This is a genomic window from Pseudomonas sp. 9_2_1, assembly GCF_059295275.1.
The window spans coordinates 4528111-4549541 of sequence record NZ_CM181239.1; the positions used below are offsets into that span (position 1 = coordinate 4528111).

A 21431-nucleotide genomic window follows, 5' to 3' on the forward strand; every position below is an offset into this window, starting at 1 on the left:
CACTCTACCATAGGCGCGCCGAGGGCTCATCTGCCAGAGGTCAGGGAATTGGTGGGGGCCGGGAGGTTTTTGCCGCGACATTTTCAGCGCCTGCGAGATCGAGCGCCGCACGAACCCGCCAAAACCGCCGCTGCCCGCGCATACCCTCAACCGCCCCGTGCCCCCCCAAAACCAGCCGCAATGCCCCCTCAACCGCCGTGTCATGCATCACCACCCCATGCCGCCGATACCGCTCCACCACCTGCGCATGCGGATGCCCAAAGCTGTTATTGCGCCCCCGGGAAATCAACACCCCCTGCGGCGCCGTCGCACGGATGAAAGCCTCGGTGGACGAACTCCGGCTGCCATGATGGGGCGCCTGGAGCCAGTCGATTCGGGGCATGTCAGCCTGCGCAAGCCAGGCCCGCTCCGCAGCGGCCTCGATATCACCCGCCAACAGCAATCGCTCACCCTGCGCCTCGACCAGCAGCACACAGGAGCGGTCATTGCTGCTCTGCCCGTCAGCCCAGCGCCACAGCGAAAAACGCACACCATCCCACTCCCACTGCTCGCCGCTGCTGCACGGCTGCAACTGAACATGCTCCAGCGCTTCGCCCCCGATCATCCGCCTGACCGGCAAGCCCCGCTCGACGGCCGCTGCACCGCCCGCATGATCGGCATGCGCATGGCTGATCAACATCATGTCCAGGCTGCCCACCCCCAACTTGCGCAAGGTCGGCAGCACCACCCGCTCACCCAGGTCACTATCCCCCCTGGCCGGCCCGGCGTCGTACAGCAGGTTGTGATGGCGGGTACGCAAGAGCACCGCCAACCCTTGACCAACGTCCAGCTGCAACACCTCGACCTGCCCCAGCGGCACTGGCTCCCGGGGCACCCACAGCGCCAGCAGCATCACCCCGCCCAAACCGCGCAGCGGCACGCCGCGGGGTAGCAGCACCAGCAACGCCCCAACGCACACCAGCAGCCAGGCCCACAGTGGCGGGGCCGGCGGCAGCCACGCCGCGCGCTGTTGCGCCACCAGGTCCAAACCTCGGAACAACAGGTCCAGCAGCCCACCCGCCAGCCACAACAACGCCTCACCTGCCCCGCCCAGCGGCAGCAGCAGCGTACCCGACAGCGCCAACGGCAACACTGCCAGGCTGATCCACGGCACTGCCACCAGGTTGGCCAGCGGCGCACTCAGGCTGACTGGCAGGCCTGTAGCCAGCAGCACCGGCAATAAACCGATGGCGATCACCCACTGCGCACGCGTCCAGGCCTGCCAGGGTCGCCAGCCGCCCAGGCGGGCACTGAAGCAATAGATAAGCGTGGCCACGGCGGTAAACGACAGCCAGAAGCCAGGCAGCAGTGCCGCCAACGGCTCGACCAGCAACACGGCAACCAACGCCAGCAGCAAAGGCAAGAACGCCCCAAGGTGGCGAAAACGCAGCCGCCAGAGCAACACCACCGCCAGCATCAGGCAGGCCCGCTGCACCGGCACGCCGCCACCGGCCAGCCAGCCATAGGCCAGCGCCGCAGCCATGGCCAGGCCACAGGCCCAGGGCAACCAAGGCAACCGCGCAGGCCACAGGCCCCAACGGGCCAGCCCGGCGACCAGGCCATACAACAAACCAGCGACCAGCCCGATGTGCTGCCCGGAAATTACCAGCAGGTGCACCGTGCCGGTGGCCTGCAGTGTCTGCCAGTCCTGCCGGGCCAGGCCCGCGCCATCGCCCAGCACCAGCGCCACGAGCGCGGCTTGCCGGCCATTGGCGTCCACGGCCAACAGGCGCTGGCGCAGCGAATCACGCCAGCCGCCAGTAACCGGCGCCAGCAATTGCCCGGCTTTGACCGTGCCCGTGGCGCCAACGCGCCGCGCCAGCAATTGCGCTTCGCGGTCTGGCCCATGCGGGTTGAGCAGCCCGGCCGGGCGCTGCAAGGTCACCGCCAGCCGCCATTGCTCACCCGCCCGCAGCGGTGGCCCGTCGAACCAGTTCAGCTGCAAGCGCCCTGGTAGTTGCGCCCGCCGCGACTGGGCGGCCTGCAGCTCGAAGCGTACGCTTTGCGCCGTGCGCGCCGGCAGACCCACCACCCTGCCCTCCAGCCACAAGGTGCGACCGTCCAGCGCGGGGGCCAGGCGGTCATCCAGCGCCTGCTGCGCCAACCAGCAGGCCCAGCACAGCCCCAGCAAGAAAACCCCCAACGGCCACAGCCGGCCGAACAGGCTGGCAACCGCACAGGCAGCCAGCAGCATCAGCCATCCGACCGATGGCAAGGCGGGGAGAAAGCCCAGGGCCAGAAGCCCGAGCGCGAGCGCCAACATCCCTGTGCGCATGAGATAGAGCTCCAGAAGCGAAATCACCTTCTGAGGCATAGCGCAATTGTCGGCCCAGCTTGCTCAACAATTGTCACAAACTCTAAACGAGGCTGAACGGGAATAAGGGCATACTGCCTCGATCAACGCCCCGGGAGCCTACATGCCGCGCCGACTTTTCAAACGCTACATGCCGGATCCGACCAGCATTCGCGAACACAAGTCCTTACGCTTTTTCGGCAAGCTGCTGCACGACCCGAACCTCTGGCACCTGAACCGCCATTCGGTAGCACGGGCCATGGGGGTAGGCCTGTTCGCGGCGCTGATACCCATCCCCATGCAGATGTTGCTGGCTGCCGCGCTGGCGATCCCGGTGCGTGGCAACCTGCCCATTGCCGTCAGCCTGGTGTGGCTGACCAACCCGCTGACCATGCCGCCGGTGTTCTTCGTCACTTACATGACCGGCGCCTGGCTGATGCAAGTCCCGCCACGCAGCCTGCCCGACGCCCTCACCTTCGAATGGATCACCGACCAGCTGGCGACCGTCTGGCAACCGTTTCTGCTGGGTTCGGTGGTGTGCGGGGTGGTGCTGGGCGTCGCTGCCTACTTCACCACCCTGCTGTACTGGCGCTGGTGGATTGGCCGGCAGTGGCGCCGGCGCAAGCTGCGTTGCTCATGCACGCATGCCACGGCCGCTGACCAGCAGGCGAACGCACAGGGTATAGAGCACCGCAGTGGCCACCAGCATGAAGGTGATCGCCGTACCAATACTGATATCCGACACCCCTAGAATGCCGTAGCGGAACGAGTTGACCATGTGCAGCACCGGGTTGGCCAGCGACACGGTCTGCCAGAACGGCGGCAGCAGGTTGATCGAGTAGAACACCCCGCCCAGGTAAGTCAGCGGCGTCAGCACGAACGTCGGAATGATCGAAATGTCATCGAAGTTGCGCGCGAACACTGCGTTGACGAAGCCCAGCAGCGAAAAGATGGTGGCGGTCAGCAGCACCACAACCACCGTCACACCCAGGTGATGCACCTGCAAGTCGGTGAAGAACATCGACAGGATGGTCACGATCACCCCCACCGCCAAGCCACGCAGCACGCCGCCCAGCACATAGCCGACAAGGATGATGTGCGGCGACACTGGCGACACCATCAGCTCTTCGATCGAGCGTTGGAACTTGCTGCCAAAAAAACTCGACACCACGTTGCCGTAAGAGTTGGTGATCACCGACATCATGATCAGCCCCGGCACGATGTACTGCATGTAGGTGAAGCCACCCATGTCGCCGATCTGCCGGCCGATCAGGTTACCGAAGATGACGAAGTACAAGACCATTGTGATCGCCGGCGGCAGCAACGTCTGCGGCCAGATACGCAAGAAGCGCCGCACCTCGCGGTAGACGATGGTATTGAGGGCGACCCAGTTGGTGCGCAGTTCCACACTCATACCGCCACCTTCGACAGGTTTTTTTCCACCAGGGACACGAACAGCTCCTCAAGTCGGTTGGTCTTGTTGCGCAGGCTCTGCACTTCGATGTTCTGCAGCGCCAGCTGGCCGAACAGCGCGGTGATGCCGATGTCCTTGTCCACCTGCACTTCCAGGCTATGCGGGGTCAGCAGCCGGCAGGGGTAACCTTGCAGCACAGGGGCGCTGGCCAGGTCCTGCTTGATGTCGAGCACGAAGGTTTCGACATGCAGCTTGCCCAGCAGTTTGCGCATGCTGGTGTTCTCGACGATGGTGCCGTGGTCGATGATCCCGATGTTGCGGCACAGCTGCTCAGCCTCCTCCAGGTAATGCGTGGTGAGGATGATGGTGATGCCCTTCTGGTTCAGCTCGGTGAGGAAGCTCCACATCGAGCGACGCAACTCGATATCGACGCCCGCAGTAGGCTCGTCGAGGATCAGCAGGCGCGGTTCGTGGATCAGCGCGCGGGCAATCATCAAGCGGCGCTTCATGCCGCCGGACAACGAACGCGACTGCACGTCGCGCTTGTCCCACAGCCCCAGCTGGGTCAGGTACTGCTCGGCGCGCTCCTTGGCCAGCTTGGGCGGGATGCCGTAGTAGCCGGCCTGGGTGACGACGATGTCGAAGGTTTTCTCGAACTGGTTGAAGTTGAACTCTTGCGGCACCACGCCCAGGCAGCGCTTGAGCGCCGACGGCTCGCGGTCCAGGTCGTGGCCGAACACGTTGACCGTGCCGCTGGTCTTGTTCACCAGGGTGGAGAGAATGCCGATGGTGGTGGACTTGCCGGCGCCATTAGGGCCGAGCAAGGCGAAGAAGTCGCCTTCGGCAACGTCCAGGTCGATGCCCTTGAGGGCCTGGAAACCGTTGCCGTAGGTCTTGGTCAGCTGTCGGATGGACAGGGCGGAACTCATAGCGGGTCACTTACCGAGGAAAAAGGTGCGGGACACGCCAGGCAAAGTCACTGGCGCAGTGAGTGCGGCCCATGGTGCAAGGCCGGGCCGCACAAGTACAGTCATGTGTATTGATAATGACTATCGAGGCACGCGTTGTGTTCGATCAGGTCAGTGCAGTCATCACCGCAGCCTGGTAGGCCGGGCGTGACTTGAGCCGTTCATACCAGGCTTCGAGGTGATACATGGTCGGGCGTTCGATGGGCATCTCGAACCAGGCATAGATGAAACTACCCAGTGGGATGTCGCCCATGCCGATCTGGTCACCGGACAAGTACGGTTGTGTGGCCAGGGTTTCGTCGGCGATGGCCAGCAACTGCGCGCACTGTTTGTGGGCAGCGTTGATGGCAACCCAGTCGCGCTGGTCTTGCGGGGTGCGCAGCAGGCCCCAGAACAGCGGGCGGAACGGCGCGGCGAAGGATGAGGTGGTCCAGTCCATCCACTTGTCGGCCAGGGCGCGCTGGCGCGGGTCTGCCAGGTACCAGCCCTGCTGGGCGCCGTACTCGGCGCACAAGTAGCGGACGATCGTATTGGACTCCCACAGGGTCAGGTCGCCATCTTCGAGCATCGGCACCAGGCCATTGGGGTTAAGGGCGCGGTAGTGCGGCTCATTGACCACGCCGAAGGCGCCGCCAGCGTCGATGGATTCGAAATCAAGGCCCAGTTCGTGGGCGATCCACAGCGCCTTGCGTACATTGCTCGAATTCTTGCGGCCCCAGATCTTCAGCATGGCAACGTCCTTATGAATGCGCAGGTGGCACAGTCTACTCCAGAGTTTCGTCGCCTGTACCGGCCCGATCGCCGGCAAGCCAGCGCTCATAAGTACCACGCAAACCTTCAACCCGTGGTGACCTGTGGGCGCTGGCTTGCCGGCGATTTGGGCAAGTACGGAAAAACAAGGATCTGAAACTCCCGCCGCCACACCCTGTCACTGTTCTGACCCTGTCGTTCCCGGCGTTGCGTCTAAGCTATCCGGGACGGCTCAAGCCCTTGGTTCCAAGGAGGACCGATTATGTTGCTGTTGTGGTTGGTAGTGCTGGTGGTCGGCGCGGCGTACCTCACGCACCGGCGCCTGGCGCCCTTGCAGATCCTGGGCACCATGGCGGCGTATGTGCTGCTGATGGGCATTTTCAGCAGTGCCCCTGGCTGGCTGCTGACGTTGATCTGGATCGTGCTGGCGCTCAAAGTCGCTTTGGTCGCGCTGCCGGACTGGCGCCGCAAGGTATTCACCGGCCCGGTGTTCAACTGGTTTCAGCGCACCCTGCCGCCGATGTCGCAGACCGAGCGCGAAGCGATCGACGCCGGCACCGTGTGGTGGGACGGCGAGCTGTTCAGCGGTCGCCCCGACTGGCGCACCCTGCTCGCCTATCCGGCACCCAAGCTGACGGATGAAGAACAGGCCTTCATCGATGGCCCCACAGAAGCACTGTGCGCCATGGTCAGCGACTGGCAGATCGGCCAGGACATGGACCTGCCAGCCGAAGCCTGGGCGCATATCAAGGACCATGGCTTCTTCGCCCTGATCATTCCCAAGGAGTACGGCGGCAAAGGCTTTTCCGCCTACGCCCACTCGCAGGTAGCCATGAAGCTGGCCACCCGCAGCGGCGACCTCGCCTCCACGGTGATGGTGCCCAACTCGCTGGGCCCGGCCGAACTGCTGCTGCATTACGGCACCGACGAGCAGCGCAACCACTACCTGCCGCGCCTGGCCCGCGGCGATGACATCCCCTGCTTCGCCCTGACCGGCCCGCTGGCCGGCTCCGACGCCGGCGCGATGCCCGACACGGGGGTCATCTGCAAAGGCCAATGGCAGGGCGAGGAAGTCATCGGCTTGCGGCTGAACTGGGAGAAGCGCTACATCACCCTGGGCCCCGTCGCGACGCTGCTGGGGCTGGCGTTCAAGGCATACGACCCTGACCACCTGCTGGGCGAACAGGAGGAACTGGGGATCAGCCTGGCACTGATCCCCACCGACACCCCGGGTGTGGATATCGGCAAGCGTCACCTGCCCTTGGGCGCCGCGTTCATGAACGGCCCCAACAGCGGCAAGGACGTATTCGTACCGCTGGACTTCCTCATCGGCGGCCAGGCCATGCTCGGCAAGGGCTGGATGATGCTGATGAACTGCCTGTCGGTCGGCCGCTCGATCTCCCTGCCCGCAGTCGGTACCGGCGCCGCCAAGTACACCAGCCTGGTCACCGGCCAGTACGCCAACATCCGCGAGCAATTCAATGTGCCGCTGGCGGCCTTCGAAGGCATCCAGGAGTCGCTGGCTCGTATCGGCGGCAACGCCTGGCTGATGGACAGCGCACGCCTGCTCACGGCCAAGGCCGTGGACCTGGGCGAAAAGCCCTCGGTACTGTCGGCGATCCTCAAGTACCACCTCACCGAGCGCGGCCGCGAATGCATCCAGCACGCCATGGACGTGCATGGCGGCAAGGGCATCATCATGGGCCCGAACAACTACCTGGGGCGCAACTGGCAAGGGGCGCCGATCTTCATCACCGTCGAAGGCGCGAACATCCTCTCGCGCAACCTGATGATCTTCGGCCAGGGCGCCATCCGCTGCCACCCGTTCGTGCTCAAGGAAATGGCCCTGGCCGGGCGCGAAGACCGTGAGCAGGCGTTGCGCGAGTTTGACGACTTGCTGATGAAGCACATCATGTTCGCCGCCGGCAACGCTGCCAGCACGCTGGTGCTGAACCTGGGCCTGGGTCGCCTGGAGCGCGTGCCCGGTGATGCCTTGAGCCAGGGCTACTTCCGCGCGCTCAACCGCCAGGCTGCCGCCTTCGCGATGATGGCCGACCTGTCGATGATGCTGCTGGGCGGCGCGCTCAAGCGCCGCGAACGCCTCAGTGCCCGCCTGGGTGATGTGCTGAGCTACCTGTACCTTGCTAGCGCTGCGCTCAAGCGCTACCACGACCAGGGCTCCCCTGAACACCTGCAGCCGCTGTTGCGCTGGGCCATGGAAGAAAGCCTGGGCCAGGCCGAGCGCGCGCTGGACCGCCTGCTCGACAACTTCCCCAACCGCTTCGTCGGCTGCGCGCTGCGGGTGCTGGTGTTCCCCTTCGGCCGTCGCCATACCGGCCCCTGCGATGAACTGGATGCCGAAGTGGCAGAGCTGATTGGCCGTCGCAAGGGCGACCCGGCGCTGGAAGAACTGCTGGCGGGCTGCTATCGCCCGCAGGGCGAAGATGACCCGGTTGCAGCCTTGCAAAGGGCCAGCGACCTGCTGGACGATGCGGCGCCAACAGGTAAAGCATTGCACCAGGCCATCAAAGAAGGAAAAGTACAGCCTGCACCTGGCCAGTCCGCCATCGACGCCGCCGTCGAGGCCGGCGTGCTGCAGCCGGGCGAAGGCCAGCGCCTGCACGAGGCCGAACAGGCGCGCCGCAAGGTGATCGATGTCGATGCCTTCGACAAGGCGCAGCTGCTACCTGAACCGGGCAAAGTGCGCTGACCCTTCGCGGGCAACGGGGGGCGGCGTATACTCCGCCCCCCGTTTCAGCCATACCGAGGACCCATTCCATGGCCACCCCCCACCTGGAATATCACCTGCAACTGCTCCAGCACCTGCGCACCATCCTGGTGGCACTGGGTGAAGCAGAGCAGGTGCCAGAAGAAAGCCACGCCCTGTTCCTCGAACGCTTCGACGAACTGCTCACGCTGCTGCCACAGGACCCGCTGGCAAGCCAGTACCTGGGCCAGGACCTGATCTGCCAGGTGATCCAGCGCTACCCGCAGATTGCCCATCTGGTCCCGCGTGACTTGTTGTGGTTCTTTGCCGGCGACTGCCTGCACTTCATGCCGGATGATGAGCTGGCGCTCTACCAGCAACTGGAAGAGCGTCGCTATGAGGCCGAACAGGCCGATGAACCTTTTGACTGGCACCAGGAAAAACAACTGCTGAGTTTCAATGGCGGCGACAGCTCGCACTAGCAACCTTTCCCCGACGCCTCGACCCTGCACCGCGAGGCGTCTGCACCTTCTCGGCACCGCGCCACCTCTGCCTTGTCGCCAGCACACAACTGTTCTCCTGCGCTCGCCCGCCGCTCCCCCGCTTGCCCCTCTTACTTGCAATTACGTTATGCCCTCTGACGGTAACGCATCCCAATCATAATTCAGAAAACACTTATTGCACCCACAGCACTCAACGCAGCATCGGTAAATATCCGCCACCACACACAGAAAATACAACAGTAAATAACCCCGCCCCCTATACATAAATAAATAACAAATAAACGGCTTAAATTCCCATTGAAATAAACCAAGTACCATCAATAGAATCAGCGCCGAAGCGCAGCAGTGGCAATGCATAACGCCCCACATATAGCCGTGACTTCAGCAGTACTCCATCACAACTTGACTCAGGAATTATCGAACCCATGAAACAATCCCTCGTGGCACTTTCGCTCGGCCTGCTTACCCTCACCGCAGGCACTTCGGCTTTCGCCAGCACCAGCACCCTGAATTTCGAAGGCCGCATTACCGCCGACGGCTGCCCGATTGAAATCGTCAATCCTGGTGACAACAGTCCCGTCAGCGCTATCCGCCTGGGTGACGTGCCAGCCAGCAAGTTCGAGAACGTGGGTGAAGAATATGTTGGCAAACGCTTCGATCTGGTAATTCGCGATGGGGCCAAATGCGGCTTCGCTGACAACAGCGCTACCGTCACCTTCACCGGTACCGCCGATCCAAGCGGTGACTACTTCGCGGTGACAGGAGGCTCTGACGGCGCAAAAGGTGTGGCCATTTCGCTGCGTGATAAAGACAGCAAAGTCATCAAGCCCGGCATCGCCACTGATGCGTATGATCTGAATAACACTGATGAAACGCGCCTGTCGTTTAACGCCTACTACCGCTCCATTGCGCCTACGGTGACCGCTGGCGTAGCCTCTGCAGTGGTAACCTTCACCGTCGATATCATCTGATAGAAAGCGCGCCCGGCCTGACCTGGCGTGTCACTTCGCTTCGTTGCATCACCCAGGCGTCCTCGGCGTCTGGGTCCCAAAGGAACCTCCTTCATGCCCGGCTTATTTCCAGCGGCGGCATGCCTGCGCCCGTTCATGGGCGCCTGCATGGCCATATTGCTGTACACCTTGCCCATTACCAGTGCCCAGGCGGCGTTGGCCTTGAACAATACCCGACTGGTGTTCCACAGTGACAAGCGCAATACAACGGTGGTCGTGCGCAATCCCAGCACGCAGACATATGCCGTGCAGACGTGGATCAACACCAGTGCCGATGACAATACAACCGCCGTACCGTTTCTGCCAGCACCACAGTTGTTCAAATTGCCACCCGGCAAAGAGCAGCTTGTGCAAATCAATGGACTACCTCGCACACTGCCCGACGATCGCGAGTCGCTGTTTTTCCTCAATGTTCAGGAAATACCCGAAGCCAGTGACGCGCCTGGCAACACCCTCAACATTGCGATGCGAACCCGCATCAAGATGTTTTATCGACCGCAGCAACTGAAAGGTTCGTCCACCAGCCAATTGAAATCCCTGAAGTTTTCATTGATAGAAAAAAACGGTAAGCCCTATTTGCGGGTTGATAACTCCTCACCGTTTCATGTCACCTTCATTCGCCTGAACGTGCATGGCCCAGGGCAGCAACACAAACTAAGGAACACCGCCATGGTAGCGCCCTTCGCTGCACAGGATTACCCCGTTGACGGTATTACCCGAACCGCCGGCTTGCGCGCCGAATTTTCCGTTATCAATGACTACGGTGGATATACCACCCCGCTGACTTCACCTATTCATTTGCCCAACTAGGGCCGGCCTCGCAGCAACAAAGGACATCACCATGTTCCTCCCCTCACTACGCTGGTGCATTTCGCACAGCCCGCGCAGCGCACTGTTGCGCGTGTTGGGTGGCTCGGCCTTGCTCGCACTGCCGTGCGCACACGCAGACTCAGGGTTCCAGAGCGGCTTCCTGCGCCAGGTACCGGGCCAGCCTGAAGAGGTTGGCGTCTGGTCCCTGAGCAAACTCACCAGCGACCAGGCACTGGCGCCTGGCGTTTACCGCGTCAGCGTGCAGGTCAACCTCGAACCGGTCGGTCAACATGAGCTCGACTTCCAGCCGAACCCGGACGGCGAACTGCAACCTTGCCTTGCCGCAAAGCTGCTCGGCGAATGGGGCCTGCGCCTGGAAGCGCTGGCCAACCCGGATGATCAGAGCAAAGATTGCCTGGACCTCACGGCAGTGGTGCCGGGCGCGCAAGTCATCTTTTCACCGGGGGAGCTGCACTTGGGCATTTCAATCCCCCAGATCGCCATGCGCCGAGACAGCGCCGGGCAGGTCGACCCGTCTCGCTGGGAAAGCGGTATCAATGCCGCCTTCATCAGCTACCAAGCGTCGACCCTGCAAGGCAACAATCGCTACGCAGGCCGCTTCAACAGTGGCGACCTGTACCTGAACACTGGCGTCAATCTAGGCGAGTGGCGCCTGCGCAGCACACAATCCTGGCGCCACGACAGCCAGGGCGGGCGTGAATGGACCAGAGTGCAAACTTTCGCTCAGCGGGATATTCCGGGTACCCGTGCCAATCTGACCCTTGGCGAAACTTTCACCGACAGCGACGTGTTTCGCTCAGTCCCGATCTCGGGTATGCGTGTGGCGTCTGACATGAGCATGCTGGCCGACAATCAGCGCGGTTACGCCCCCATCATTCGCGGGGTAGCGCAAAGCCGGGCAAAGGTCGAGGTCTGGCAGAATGGCTATCCGATCTATTCGACATACGTCAGCGCCGGGCCCTATGCCATCGACGATCTCAGCACAGCAGGCAGTGGCGAGCTGGAAGTCGTCCTGACCGAGGCCGATGGCCAGGTACGGCGGTTCATACAGCCATTCTCGACCATCAACAGCCTGATGCGACCGGGTGTCTGGCGCTACAGTGCAACCTTGGGGCGCTACAATCCTTCTTCTCGACTCGACACCCCCCTGCTCTGGCAGGGCACACTGGCACTTGGCACCCAGTGGAACACCACCCTTTACGGCGGGTTGATGGCAAGTGAGTTCTACCGCGCGGGCAACTTGGGCCTGAGCAAGGACCTCGGCAACTTTGGGGCGCTGGCCTTCGACGTTACTCAGGCATTCAGCACAATAGACAACACCCATGAGCGCGATGTGCAGGGTACGAGCTACGCACTGAAGTACGGTAAAGCGTTCACTAGCAATACCAACTTGCGTTTCGCAGGTTACCGCTATTCGACACAAGGTTACCGTGACTTCGATGAGGCGCTGCGCCAGCGCAGCAATGACGCAAAGTTCAGCGGCGGCCGCCGTAGTCGGCTGGAGGCATCTGTGCACCAGAGCCTGGGCAGGAGCAGTTCGATGACCCTCACCTTGTCACAACAGGACTACTGGCAGCGCAGTGCTAGCCAGCGGCAATATCAGTTCAATTTCAACACCCATCACCGCGGTGTCAGTTACAGCCTGTTCGCCTCACAGTCATTGGCCGACCGCTACGGCAGCGATCGCCAGTTCGGCCTGAGCGTGTCGATGCCATTGCATTTCGGCCGCCCCCTCAATGCCTCTTTCGGCCTGCAGCACAACGCCAGAGGCCACAGCCAACGCGCTACGCTCAGCGGCAATGACACCGAACGCGCACTCAGCTACAGCGCCAGCCTCAGCCGTGACGAAAGCGACCGTAAAACTGCGGCCCTGTCCCTCGGCCACCAGGCGCCCTACGCAAGCTTGAGTGGTGGTATTACCGAGGGCAGCGTTTATCGCAGCCTGTCGTTGAATGCCAGTGGCGCTGTGCTGCTGCACGCGGATGGGCTGGCATTCGGTCGCTACCTGGGTGATACCGCAGCCTTGGTCGAAGTCCCCGGCGTGGCCGATGTCGGCCTGCAGAACGCGGTCGGCACCCGCACCGATGCGCACGGCTATGCACTGCTGCCCCACCTGCAACCTTACAGGGCCAACGCGATCGTGCTGGAAACCGACCGCCTGGACCCTGATGTGCAAATCGACAATGGCACCGCACAAGTGGTGCCACGGCGAGGTGCAGTGGTGAAACGACGCTTTGAGGCCAGCCGCGTCTCGCGCCTGGTGCTGACCCTGCACGGCGCGGGCGGCCAGCCCCTGCCCTTTGGTGCCCAGGTGCTGGGTAAAGACGGCGAGCCGATCGGCATGGTTGGGCAAGCCGGCGTAGTCATGCTCACCAGCCCGAGTGTGGATCACCCCTTGCTGGTGAGCTGGGGCGACCAGCCCGAGGCCAGTTGCCAGCTAAACGTCGACCCGCTGGCCGCTCCGCTGGTCGACGGTTATCGCCTGCAAACCCTCACCTGTATCTAGCAAATCAATCGCACGGCAGCCTCGCAAGTGGCTGCCCTACGCGCTTCAGGAAAGCCATGAAAGACATCAAGAAAAACCTGCGCCGAGCCTTGCTGATGGCGCTGGTCTGGCCAGCAGCTCAGGCTATGGCAACGTCCGACCGAGACGAGCGGTGCTGGTTCGACCCCCTGCGCAGCGCCGGGATCATGCAATATGAACGGGACCTGGGCACCCTCTACGTCCCGCGCGACGCGCGGATCGGCAGAACGATCGCCACTTTCGGATCAACGTCTCTTCCTGACAGAAACCTTTTGGTCCTTACCTGTGATCCCAAGGGCAAGCGAATCAACTTCGACATGGCAGCCTCCTTCGGTGTTCACCCCCCCATAGCCACTGTTGACAGCCACCTTTCGGATGCGCCTATCCTGAACACCAGCATCCCAGGCGTCGGCGCAATCATAATGATGGGGCTTCCGTTTCAGGGGGGAACCGACCAATTCAACCCGGAACCTTCACCCTATGTGCCATTCACCTCCTGGTACGAGCAAGTGAGGTTGGCCCCCGTCGAGATGTTCTTTTTTAACCACACTCTCACCTTGGTCAAGACGGGCGACTTGTCACCTGGGATCCATGTAGTGGACGGCCCACTGATCACTGGCCACGTGGATACCGGCCTGGGCAAGGTACTCGAATTCAGCCTGCGGGCATCGATCATCCAGACCCAGTGCGATGTACTCGCTGCGACCAGCGCCTTACCGGTGGATCTCGGCGAATGGAACACCAAAGACTTCACCGGCCCGGGCTTCACCACGACCGCGAAGCCTTTCCGGATTCGCTTGAGCAATTGCCAGGTGGATAGCGATCCGGACAATGAGACGTTGGCCACCATCGAGCTCCATGGCATCAATGGTTCAAAGCCAGTAGGCCCCGCGGGAGAACACGTGTTCAGCCTGACCGACGACTCCGATGCACGCGGCGTGGGCATCCAGATGCTCTACGCCGGGAAGCCGATGCAACTGGGCACGGAGCACGAACTGATACCCTTGAAGAAGGGCGAGGTACCCTTGGACTTCGAGGCTCGCTTCTATCAGCTGGAGGCGAGCAGCGCAGTAGGTGCTGGCCTTGCCAAAGGGGCCCTGAACTTTACCATTCGCTACCGCTAGCAAAACAAGGCCGGCCATGACACCGGCCTTGCTTCAGCGTAAGCCCTCAGCCAGATGAGGTCCCGGACAGGACGTTCTCGGGGTCGTAATGATAGAGGCAGTGTTCACCTGTGGAGGTCTCGACCCCCAGCAGGCGGTTGAGTGAGTCATAGATCAACACCCGGCCTTGCTCATCCCTGGTCAAATTGCCATTCAAGTCGTACTCCAGTTCAACAGGCAGCAGCGGGGCAGGTGGGACGATTCTGGTCAGTTGCGCCGGGTCGGCGATATTGGTGAACTCGTACAGCGTTCGCAGTGGGCTCTCTCCAGGGCTCTGGGTGATGACCGAGGTGATGTTGTCGACCGCATCGAAGCCGAACGTCTGGCGGGCAATAACCTTACCGGAGGGGTCGACAGGCGCCGCGGGGCCCGTGCAGGTGTATATCTGCAGCCTACCACGCCGATCATACTGGTATGTTTCGTGACGCAGCAGCTTGGCGTCGCTCGGGTCAGCGTTCTTGTCGAGCTCTTCCAGGATTCGATAGTTCAGGCAATCGAACTGGTCATAATCCTGCTTGAGGGTTTGCAGGGTGTCGCCAAAATCGAAGGTACGGAGTATCTCTCTGTCGAACTCGTCATAATCAAGCCGGGTGGTCAACGCCTGCCCCGTCACGACATCCTGCGTGGAGTAGGACGCCATGCGCCCCTGCTCGTCATACTCGAACGTCGATATCAGCAACAACTGCTGCGCTGCTGGTTCACGACGCATCCGGTAGCGGGAGTTCGCAGCCACCGGCGCGCTCAACGTAGTTTTCACCAGGCGGCCGAAGTCGTCATATTCGTAGCACTGCATCTGGTTCAGCACGTCCAGGTAACCGCGCAGGCGACTGCGGTAGCTGTAGTCGTAAACCATGGTGAAGGCTTCACCTTCCACGGTCCGCGTCTCTGTCCGGACCTCACCATTGCCGAGGAAGTAGTCACGGTCCATGAGATAGCGGGTGCCATCGTCAGCACTGTTCTCTTCGCAATGCCTCAGCCTGGCGTTTTTAGGGTCGTAGTCATATTGCGCGGTTTTTCCGGCCAACACCCGCGTTACCGGCTCCTCACTGAGCGAGGGGTCATACTGGTATTCGATCACCCTGCCGTCAGCCGCTCGCACCCTGCACGGTTGCCGTTCGCCCGGGGCGAACTCGAACACCTGTCGCCGTCCGCCTGTCGTCGCCATGATGCGCCGCTCGAGGCCATCGAATTTCTGCAGACCGAGCAACCGCGCCGTCGCCTCGGAACTACCCACGCTGATGCTTTCAGGCAGGTCATTGCGACTATGAAGGGCGTACGTACGATAAACCTTGTTGGCACGGTCCGACAGGTCATGTTGTATAACACGGTCAAAAACGTCATAGCGATATTGGTCGATGCGCTGGCCGGTACCGCTCCCGCGTTTTTCCGCGCTGAGGCGACCGAGGCCGTCGTATTCATTGACCTGCAGACTGACAACAGTACTGCCGTCGAGGGCAAAACGCTCGATCCGCGACGGTTTTTCAAACAGGTTTTGCCAAGTTTCGGTGATACCGCTACAGCGTACCCCACCCACTTCTCGCCAGGTGCGATGCACCGGGCCATCCTTGCTTGCCACCTGGTCGACTTCCTCGACCTCGGTCACACCTTCAGGCAGCGTGACACTGTACTGCTGACCCCAGTCGTCGTAGTGGTAGGTGCTGGTCAACTCGAGCAGGCGATCACCCAGCCAATCGATCTCTGTTTCCTTCGACAGCTGGCCGAGCTCGTCGTATTGCGCGCGATAAATAGGCCGGGATGCACCGGCGAACGTGGCGCTGTCCCGGTCTTCACGCTCTTCGAAGACCGGGCGACTGAGGCCGTCGAACAGGGTATGGGTCTCTACCTGCTTGACATCGGACGCCCATTGCTGAGCCTGCTCGTTGTCGTAAGCGCACAGGAAATACTTATACTGACGGTAAGCCTCGGTTGGCTTGCCTAGCGCAACGATTTCAACAACCACTCGGCGCAAAGCATCGTATTCATAGCGGATTTCGACATCGTTATCGTCCCGATTGAGCACCGGCTCACCCGTTTCAAGGCCATGCTGCAAGGTAATGGTCTTGGTTTCGCCGTCAAAACCTACCTGCGTTTGCAGGGTCTGCAATGCACGCGTGTCGTCAGGCAGGCTGTAAACGTAATGCGTTGCGGTGTCGAGGGCCTTGCCCGGCTCGTCGCCCGGGTAACTCAGGGTCTGCAACTGCACTCGACCATAGCTGAATGGCTCGGCAGTGGCGTCGAAATACACCCTGGCCACTTTTTCGTGGAATTCGCCAGGCTGTGCGCCAGGCTCGCTCAGTGTCTCGACATCGACCAACCGCCAGGCTTTCTTCAGGTAGCCGCCCAGCGGCGTCAACTGCCTGTACTGGTACTGCTGGATCAAGGTACGCGCACTGCCCTGCCCTGTAGCTGCAGGCTTCACCTCCCTGGATTTCAGGTTGCGCACGAAACCGTGCGGGTCCCCTTCCTCTGCGCCCTGATACCAGACATTGGTCTCAAGCACCTTGTTCGGCAGTAAGCGAGTGAGCACGTTGCCGTGGGTATCGTAGGTTGTCGCCTGCGTTTCTTCGCGCTGCTTCAAAGGGTTGCTGACCAGTGACCAGCGTTGGGTTTCCTGGTGGGGCAACTGGAAGAAAGGCGGCTGCTGATCGAACGAACCGTCCACTTCCCCATAGACGCTGAACGCCTGCAGCCGTTTGTCTCCCTGAACGGTGTCCTGGTCGGTCAGCAGATGAAAACGGTTGAACGTACGCGTGATCGAACGCACGGTTCTACCCTGCACTTCATGACGCTCAACGGTCTGGTAGGTATACCCCTTGTCTACCCGGTAAAGGTTGTCCAGGCCTTCATCAGACCAAGGAACCGTACTGCCGCCACCGATGAAATTGTGCGCGTCGGGGTATTCATAGCGCACCACGCTGGCAGGCTGGCCAAAACCTGGCAGCGTTTCGTGAAGGGTGACCCGTGGCAGATTGGCCCGGTTGGCGCTGGGCGGGAATTGGTGCCCGGCGTCCTCGTGAAAAATCCGCTCGTGGCCGCCAAAAGGCGTACGCACCTCGCTCACACAAAGGTACCCACGCACATCCCGATAGGTGAATCGCCAACGTGCCTGGTTGGCCGTGGGCAGGGTGATCTCGCTGACCCGCAAGTCGCTGCCGCTCAAGGTCATGCCATAGCGCGCCAGCGGGTCGCCGCCCGCGCCCCCGTAGGGATAGCACAGGATTTCGACGCGGCTGTTGCCCACACGCTGCAACGTCAGCAGTGTTTCATCCTCATCCCGCACCTCACTCAGCAGCACGTGACCGTTCTGAAAAGGCGTGTATTGCAGGTACAGCACATGGCCAAGCGGCGAATGCAGTTCGACGGGCAAGGCAACCTGGCCTGCGCCCGAGCCCATCGTTTTCAGCACCTCGACCAGGCCGGAGCGATGCTCCACACGGAAACGCTCGGCACCGTCGGGGCCTGCAGGTTCCGGGTACAGGTCGAAGTGCCGCAGCTTCTGCTCGCTCATTTCCAGGCGCCCGGTAGACGAGGAGGTACCGGTAATCTTGTAAGACTCACCGTTGCTCAGCGTCACGAGGTTATTGCGCACTTGCGTAAGTTGCAGATTCCAGCCTTTGCCGAACCCGGAATCCTCGTTGTTCAACGGGCTGTAGAACAACGTCAGACCGAAATCCGGGCCCTGCAGGGCGTTGCCCTTCAATGCAGGCAGTTTGATGGACATCGTATATTGACCGGTACGCGGATCGACACCGGTTTCAATATAGGCAGAGAAATTGAAAGCGTTGGAGTGCACAGCGGTGGATGCGCTCATGGTCGCTCTCCCTCTGCGACAGAGGCGGAGCCTCCTGGCGCATAGACAACTGCGCAACTCAGCTTGCCTTCAATATTTCCGCTACTGTAGCGATCATGACTTTTAATCAGGCCCGGTTGGAGGATAGTTCCTACGTCCACGCCTCTGAGCGTTCGAATGTCCACCCACTTCGAGGTGGTGGGGTGCTTGATTGCCTGCACACCAAACGTCCAGTCCCCCCCCGAGCAACTCCGCTCGGATGATAAATGCACGCTCGTCGTGGACGGGACATCGACGAATCTGAAGAACGTCACAACGTCATTGCCACACCCGGCATCGGACATTTTATTAAGCTTGTATCCACTTTCCGGAATACCGATTGAGCATTGCCGGCCGCCAGGCATCTGCTCGCCATCCATCTTTTGCGCAAACTCGATTCTGCTATTGAGCTGCTTGGGCAAATTCGGTTGATCGGCCCAGGCAAAGCTACACACAGAGAGCAAACAGGCGAAAACGCTGTTCAAGGTTGTTGATTTCATACCGACTCCCCCGCATTCAAGTTACCCAGGCGAATGATCGAGTCATCGCCGGCCGTTGGCCGTGAAGGCACGCTGTGCACCAATACGTTTCGATCACCGATTGTGGTGGAAGGCAGATAATCGAGTTGCACCACATGGACATGCCCCAGTGCATCATGTAACTGCACGCGTAATGGCTTGGACAGTTTCGACAGCACGTTCGGATCAACCTCACCCAGCTCACGATTCATGTTTCGGTGGTTGGCGATCACCAACAGCCCCGCTTCGTATTCCGAGCGCACCGGGCGATGGTAATCTTCCGTCCCCAGCAGGTCCTTGATTCGTTTATCGAAGAAACAGCAGTGGGTTCCGGCTCGCCATGATTCTGGAACATATATCCCGTGTAACTGTAGAAGCGCTCATTCGAGTAAGGGCTTTCCCAGCGAGCGATCGACGTGTTGACATCGCCATCCTCATCACTCGCCTTGGATTTTATGAACTCCGCTGTATAGAAAGTCCCGCTCCGGTAGTCCAGCAACCAGTAATCTTCAGTGACCGGGTGCAGGTCGAAGGCTTCATGTTGCGGGTCCACAGGGACGCCTGGAGGATCCATAACTGCACCACCACCAACCACACGCTTGCGAGTCAACGTATAATCGCTGGACTTGTACGGCTCCGGTGTCCGCACCTGAACCTCGATGGTGGCGTTGCGATGATCCGTGTCATTGGAATAAAACCACCTGCCACTCGCGGACTTGAAACCCGCGTAAAACACTTGCGACCCCGACGTTCCGCGGCGGTGCAGGTGGAGCGTCTGGCGTATGGTCCGGTCCTCCGGACCACGCGGCGTTGCAGATTGCATGGGGCCTTCATTGGCCAATACGAACCGGTTTTTTGTCAGGCTGGTACGCCAGACATTGCCATACTCCTTGCCGATTCCTTCCTCGTTGTCGCACAGGCTGGCAACTTTCTGCCCTGCGCGGTCGAAAAGCGTGAGCGTGGCAATTTCTGCCGGACTCAACTTGTAGTCCGCGCCATCCGCTTGCAAGGTTTCCACGGTGAACTCGAGTTCCAGTTGCTGGAAGCCACTGGAGCCGACTGTCCCGCGCACGCCCTCGGGGCTTTTGCCAACCGTGACGGTGAAGCGCTGCAGTGCCACCCAGCTGCTCAGTGGCTTTACCGGCGTCTCTTTCAGCACGCTATAGCCCGATGCGAATACCACGCCATTGCGCACCACTTCACAGGCCACCACATTGGGTTGCTGTATGCCTTGTGTAGAGGCCGTGAACTGCCCCGATGGGGACACGTTGCCGGGGCCTGACAACATTCGCCAGCGCCGCTGTTCATTGGGCATGATGCGGTTCACTTCGCGTAGCTGGGTGGTGCCACCGAAGGCCTGTTTCGGCACGAAGGGTGGGTCGAGCGCCACCAGGGGCTGGTTGTGAACCAGAACGAGAGCAGTGCGGTTCTGCTCCGCCGACTCAGCCTGCAGTTCCTGCACACTCATGACTCGCCGCTGGGCTTGTCCACCCGGTACGAACCTTGATCGCCCGCCTCCCACATACGCCAGCTCGCCCAAAGGCTGGCCCAGCAATCGGAATCTGACCGGATCATTGCCCGCGTTCCACACATCTATGCCATTTGCACTCTGCCTGGGCTGATAGGCGCCAGCAACGGGCATCGCCAGTACCTGCGCGGACGTCACCAGCAAGCGAGCAGAGGCCTTGTAGGTATCGTTACCTTTCTTGAATTCCGCCGTGATGATGACGTTCAGCACATCCTCCCCTACCTCGTCCGCAGCGGGGGCAGTGTAGAGGCCATCGGCGTTGATCGTGCCATGCCCTTTATCGTCATGGCTTTGTGGATTGAGCGCTGACCAGGCGCTGGCTTTTTGCTCCTTGTCCTCGCCATCGTACAGTTCGAACTGATGCGTTTGGCCCGCCGGCACAACCGTACCCATGGCCGGCTTAACCTTCATGCTCATCAGCAACGGGTTTATATTGCCGAACAGGGCTCGATCCAGCGGCGTGTGGTCTGCCGTCTTGACGAAAGCATTGAGTTCCGGAAACAGCAGGGTAGCGAGCAGCTCGAAGCCTTCTGCGGAAGCGTGCTTCAACAGATCCTTGTTCAGCACCAGCGTGGCCGAATAGTCGCCTTCGGGGAGCAGATAAGGGTATGCGCCATCGGGCTGTTCGCCATCAGTAGCGTTGCCACGCAGGCGCATGAACACCAGCACTGCGCCATCACCGTAATTGTCTGCATTTCGTATACGTGCCCCGGGGGCCGCTTGGGTGCGCAGTATGAAGTTCGTAGGGGTCAACTCGTCATAACCGGCGAAGTCCACCGTGCCCAATTCAAACATCACGCAGCGCGCTGGCATGGCGCCTAGCCAATCTCCCAATGCCCTGTCCAGCTGTTGGTGGAGGTGGTCCTTGTCTTCCTCCTCATCATCGAAGAGCTTGCTGGTGAACTTCGCACCCTTGGCCAGATTCAGCGCGACCCGACCATAGGGGGCCACCTCACCGCGCACGGTTTGGAGGTCGACCTCCATTGTCAGCGAATGCCCCTGCGCTTCGGTGATTACATAGCTGCGCAGCAGTTCCCCGTTGAAGGTCAGCGTGCCGCTGATGATGTTCAAGGTCAGCGTGGCCTTGGAGTCGCTGACCGAGGCGCTGCTGAATGACAACATCGGCGTGCCGAACTCGAGCCCTTCCACCGAGACTGTCTGACCCACCGCCTTGCGCTTGAGTATGTCGCTGAACGGTGGAAGAAAGTTGTTCTCCGCAAGGCGTTGCAGATACTGCTGCTCGAGCAAACGATTGAGCTGGCGACGGCTGTACACCGCGACTGCGCCCCAGCCAAGCGTCATCGATCCTTGCTTCATTTTTTCAAGCAGTTGCTCCAATGAATAGAACATGGCT

15 protein-coding genes are annotated in these 21431 nt (G+C 61.0%); 7 read left to right on the forward strand and 8 right to left on the reverse strand.

Annotated features, from left to right (window positions below; genetic code table 11):
• Positions 1-40 precede the first annotated feature (40 nt).
• Entirely contained in the window at positions 41-2314 is a 2274-nt protein-coding gene (locus AC5O5I_RS20645) for a DNA internalization-related competence protein ComEC/Rec2 (protein WP_494511465.1), read from the reverse strand.
• A gap of 142 nt (positions 2315-2456) precedes the next feature.
• Here AC5O5I_RS20645 and AC5O5I_RS20650 point away from each other — a divergent pair, with 142 nt between their 5' ends.
• Positions 2457-3083, forward strand: a complete 627-nt coding sequence (locus AC5O5I_RS20650) for a DUF2062 domain-containing protein (RefSeq protein ID WP_172231560.1) — start codon at positions 2457-2459, stop codon at positions 3081-3083.
• Here AC5O5I_RS20650 and AC5O5I_RS20655 read toward each other — a convergent pair.
• The 3 genes from AC5O5I_RS20655 to AC5O5I_RS20665 all read right to left on the reverse strand — a co-directional run bounded on the left by AC5O5I_RS20655 (position 2967) and on the right by AC5O5I_RS20665 (position 5444).
• On the reverse strand, positions 2967-3746 hold the full coding sequence (locus tag AC5O5I_RS20655) for an ABC transporter permease (RefSeq protein ID WP_172286055.1): 780 nt from the start codon (positions 3744-3746) through the stop codon (positions 2967-2969). The genes AC5O5I_RS20650 and AC5O5I_RS20655 overlap by 117 nt on opposite strands.
• The gene (locus AC5O5I_RS20660) at positions 3743-4675 is read right to left on the reverse strand and encodes an ABC transporter ATP-binding protein (RefSeq protein WP_172226212.1); all 933 of its coding nucleotides are present in this window, start codon (positions 4673-4675) and stop codon (positions 3743-3745) included. Before AC5O5I_RS20660 ends, AC5O5I_RS20655 begins: the two co-directional genes overlap by 4 nt.
• Before the next feature lie 145 nt (positions 4676-4820).
• Positions 4821-5444 carry a glutathione S-transferase gene (locus AC5O5I_RS20665; RefSeq protein WP_172286056.1) on the reverse strand — a complete coding sequence of 208 codons (624 nt, stop codon included), beginning with the start codon at positions 5442-5444 and terminating at the stop codon, positions 4821-4823.
• 282 nt (positions 5445-5726) lie between these two features.
• On the opposite strand from AC5O5I_RS20665, the gene AC5O5I_RS20670 reads away from it, so the two are divergent.
• The 6 genes from AC5O5I_RS20670 to AC5O5I_RS20695 all read left to right on the forward strand — a co-directional run bounded on the left by AC5O5I_RS20670 (position 5727) and on the right by AC5O5I_RS20695 (position 14163).
• Positions 5727-8174: an acyl-CoA dehydrogenase gene (locus AC5O5I_RS20670; RefSeq protein WP_494511466.1), complete on the forward strand. Its 2448-nt coding sequence runs from the start codon at positions 5727-5729 to the stop codon at positions 8172-8174.
• A gap of 68 nt (positions 8175-8242) precedes the next feature.
• On the forward strand, positions 8243-8653 hold the full coding sequence (locus AC5O5I_RS20675; RefSeq protein WP_172226203.1) for a PA2817 family protein: 411 nt from the start codon (positions 8243-8245) through the stop codon (positions 8651-8653).
• 446 nt (positions 8654-9099) lie between these two features.
• The gene (locus AC5O5I_RS20680) at positions 9100-9645 is read left to right on the forward strand and encodes a fimbrial protein (RefSeq protein ID WP_494511467.1); all 546 of its coding nucleotides are present in this window, start codon (positions 9100-9102) and stop codon (positions 9643-9645) included.
• Between the two features lie 93 nt (positions 9646-9738).
• A complete protein-coding gene (locus AC5O5I_RS20685; RefSeq protein WP_494511468.1) occupies positions 9739-10494 on the forward strand; it encodes a fimbrial biogenesis chaperone in 756 nt (251 codons plus the stop codon).
• Positions 10495-10525: 31 nt separating this feature from the next.
• A complete protein-coding gene (locus AC5O5I_RS20690) occupies positions 10526-13021 on the forward strand; it encodes a fimbria/pilus outer membrane usher protein (RefSeq protein ID WP_172226194.1) in 2496 nt (831 codons plus the stop codon).
• A gap of 56 nt (positions 13022-13077) precedes the next feature.
• Positions 13078-14163, forward strand: coding sequence for a fimbrial protein (locus AC5O5I_RS20695; RefSeq protein WP_494511469.1), 1086 nt, complete (start codon positions 13078-13080; stop codon positions 14161-14163).
• A 46-nt stretch (positions 14164-14209) separates the two neighbouring features.
• Here the strand turns inward: AC5O5I_RS20695 and AC5O5I_RS20700 are convergent, their stop codons facing one another.
• From AC5O5I_RS20700 to AC5O5I_RS20715, 4 genes are read right to left on the reverse strand one after another with little or no spacing between them, the layout of a single operon-like run.
• Positions 14210-18013, reverse strand: a complete 3804-nt coding sequence (locus AC5O5I_RS20700; RefSeq protein WP_494511470.1) for an RHS repeat domain-containing protein — start codon at positions 18011-18013, stop codon at positions 14210-14212.
• On the reverse strand, positions 18010-18531 hold the full coding sequence (locus AC5O5I_RS20705) for a hypothetical protein (protein WP_494511471.1): 522 nt from the start codon (positions 18529-18531) through the stop codon (positions 18010-18012). The genes AC5O5I_RS20700 and AC5O5I_RS20705 overlap by 4 nt, the downstream gene beginning before the upstream one ends.
• On the reverse strand, positions 18528-18782 hold the full coding sequence (locus AC5O5I_RS20710; RefSeq protein WP_494511472.1) for a hypothetical protein: 255 nt from the start codon (positions 18780-18782) through the stop codon (positions 18528-18530). Before AC5O5I_RS20710 ends, AC5O5I_RS20705 begins: the two co-directional genes overlap by 4 nt.
• A complete protein-coding gene (locus AC5O5I_RS20715) occupies positions 18779-21427 on the reverse strand; it encodes a hypothetical protein (RefSeq protein WP_494511473.1) in 2649 nt (882 codons plus the stop codon). Before AC5O5I_RS20715 ends, AC5O5I_RS20710 begins: the two co-directional genes overlap by 4 nt.
• Positions 21428-21431: the final 4 nt, after the last annotated feature.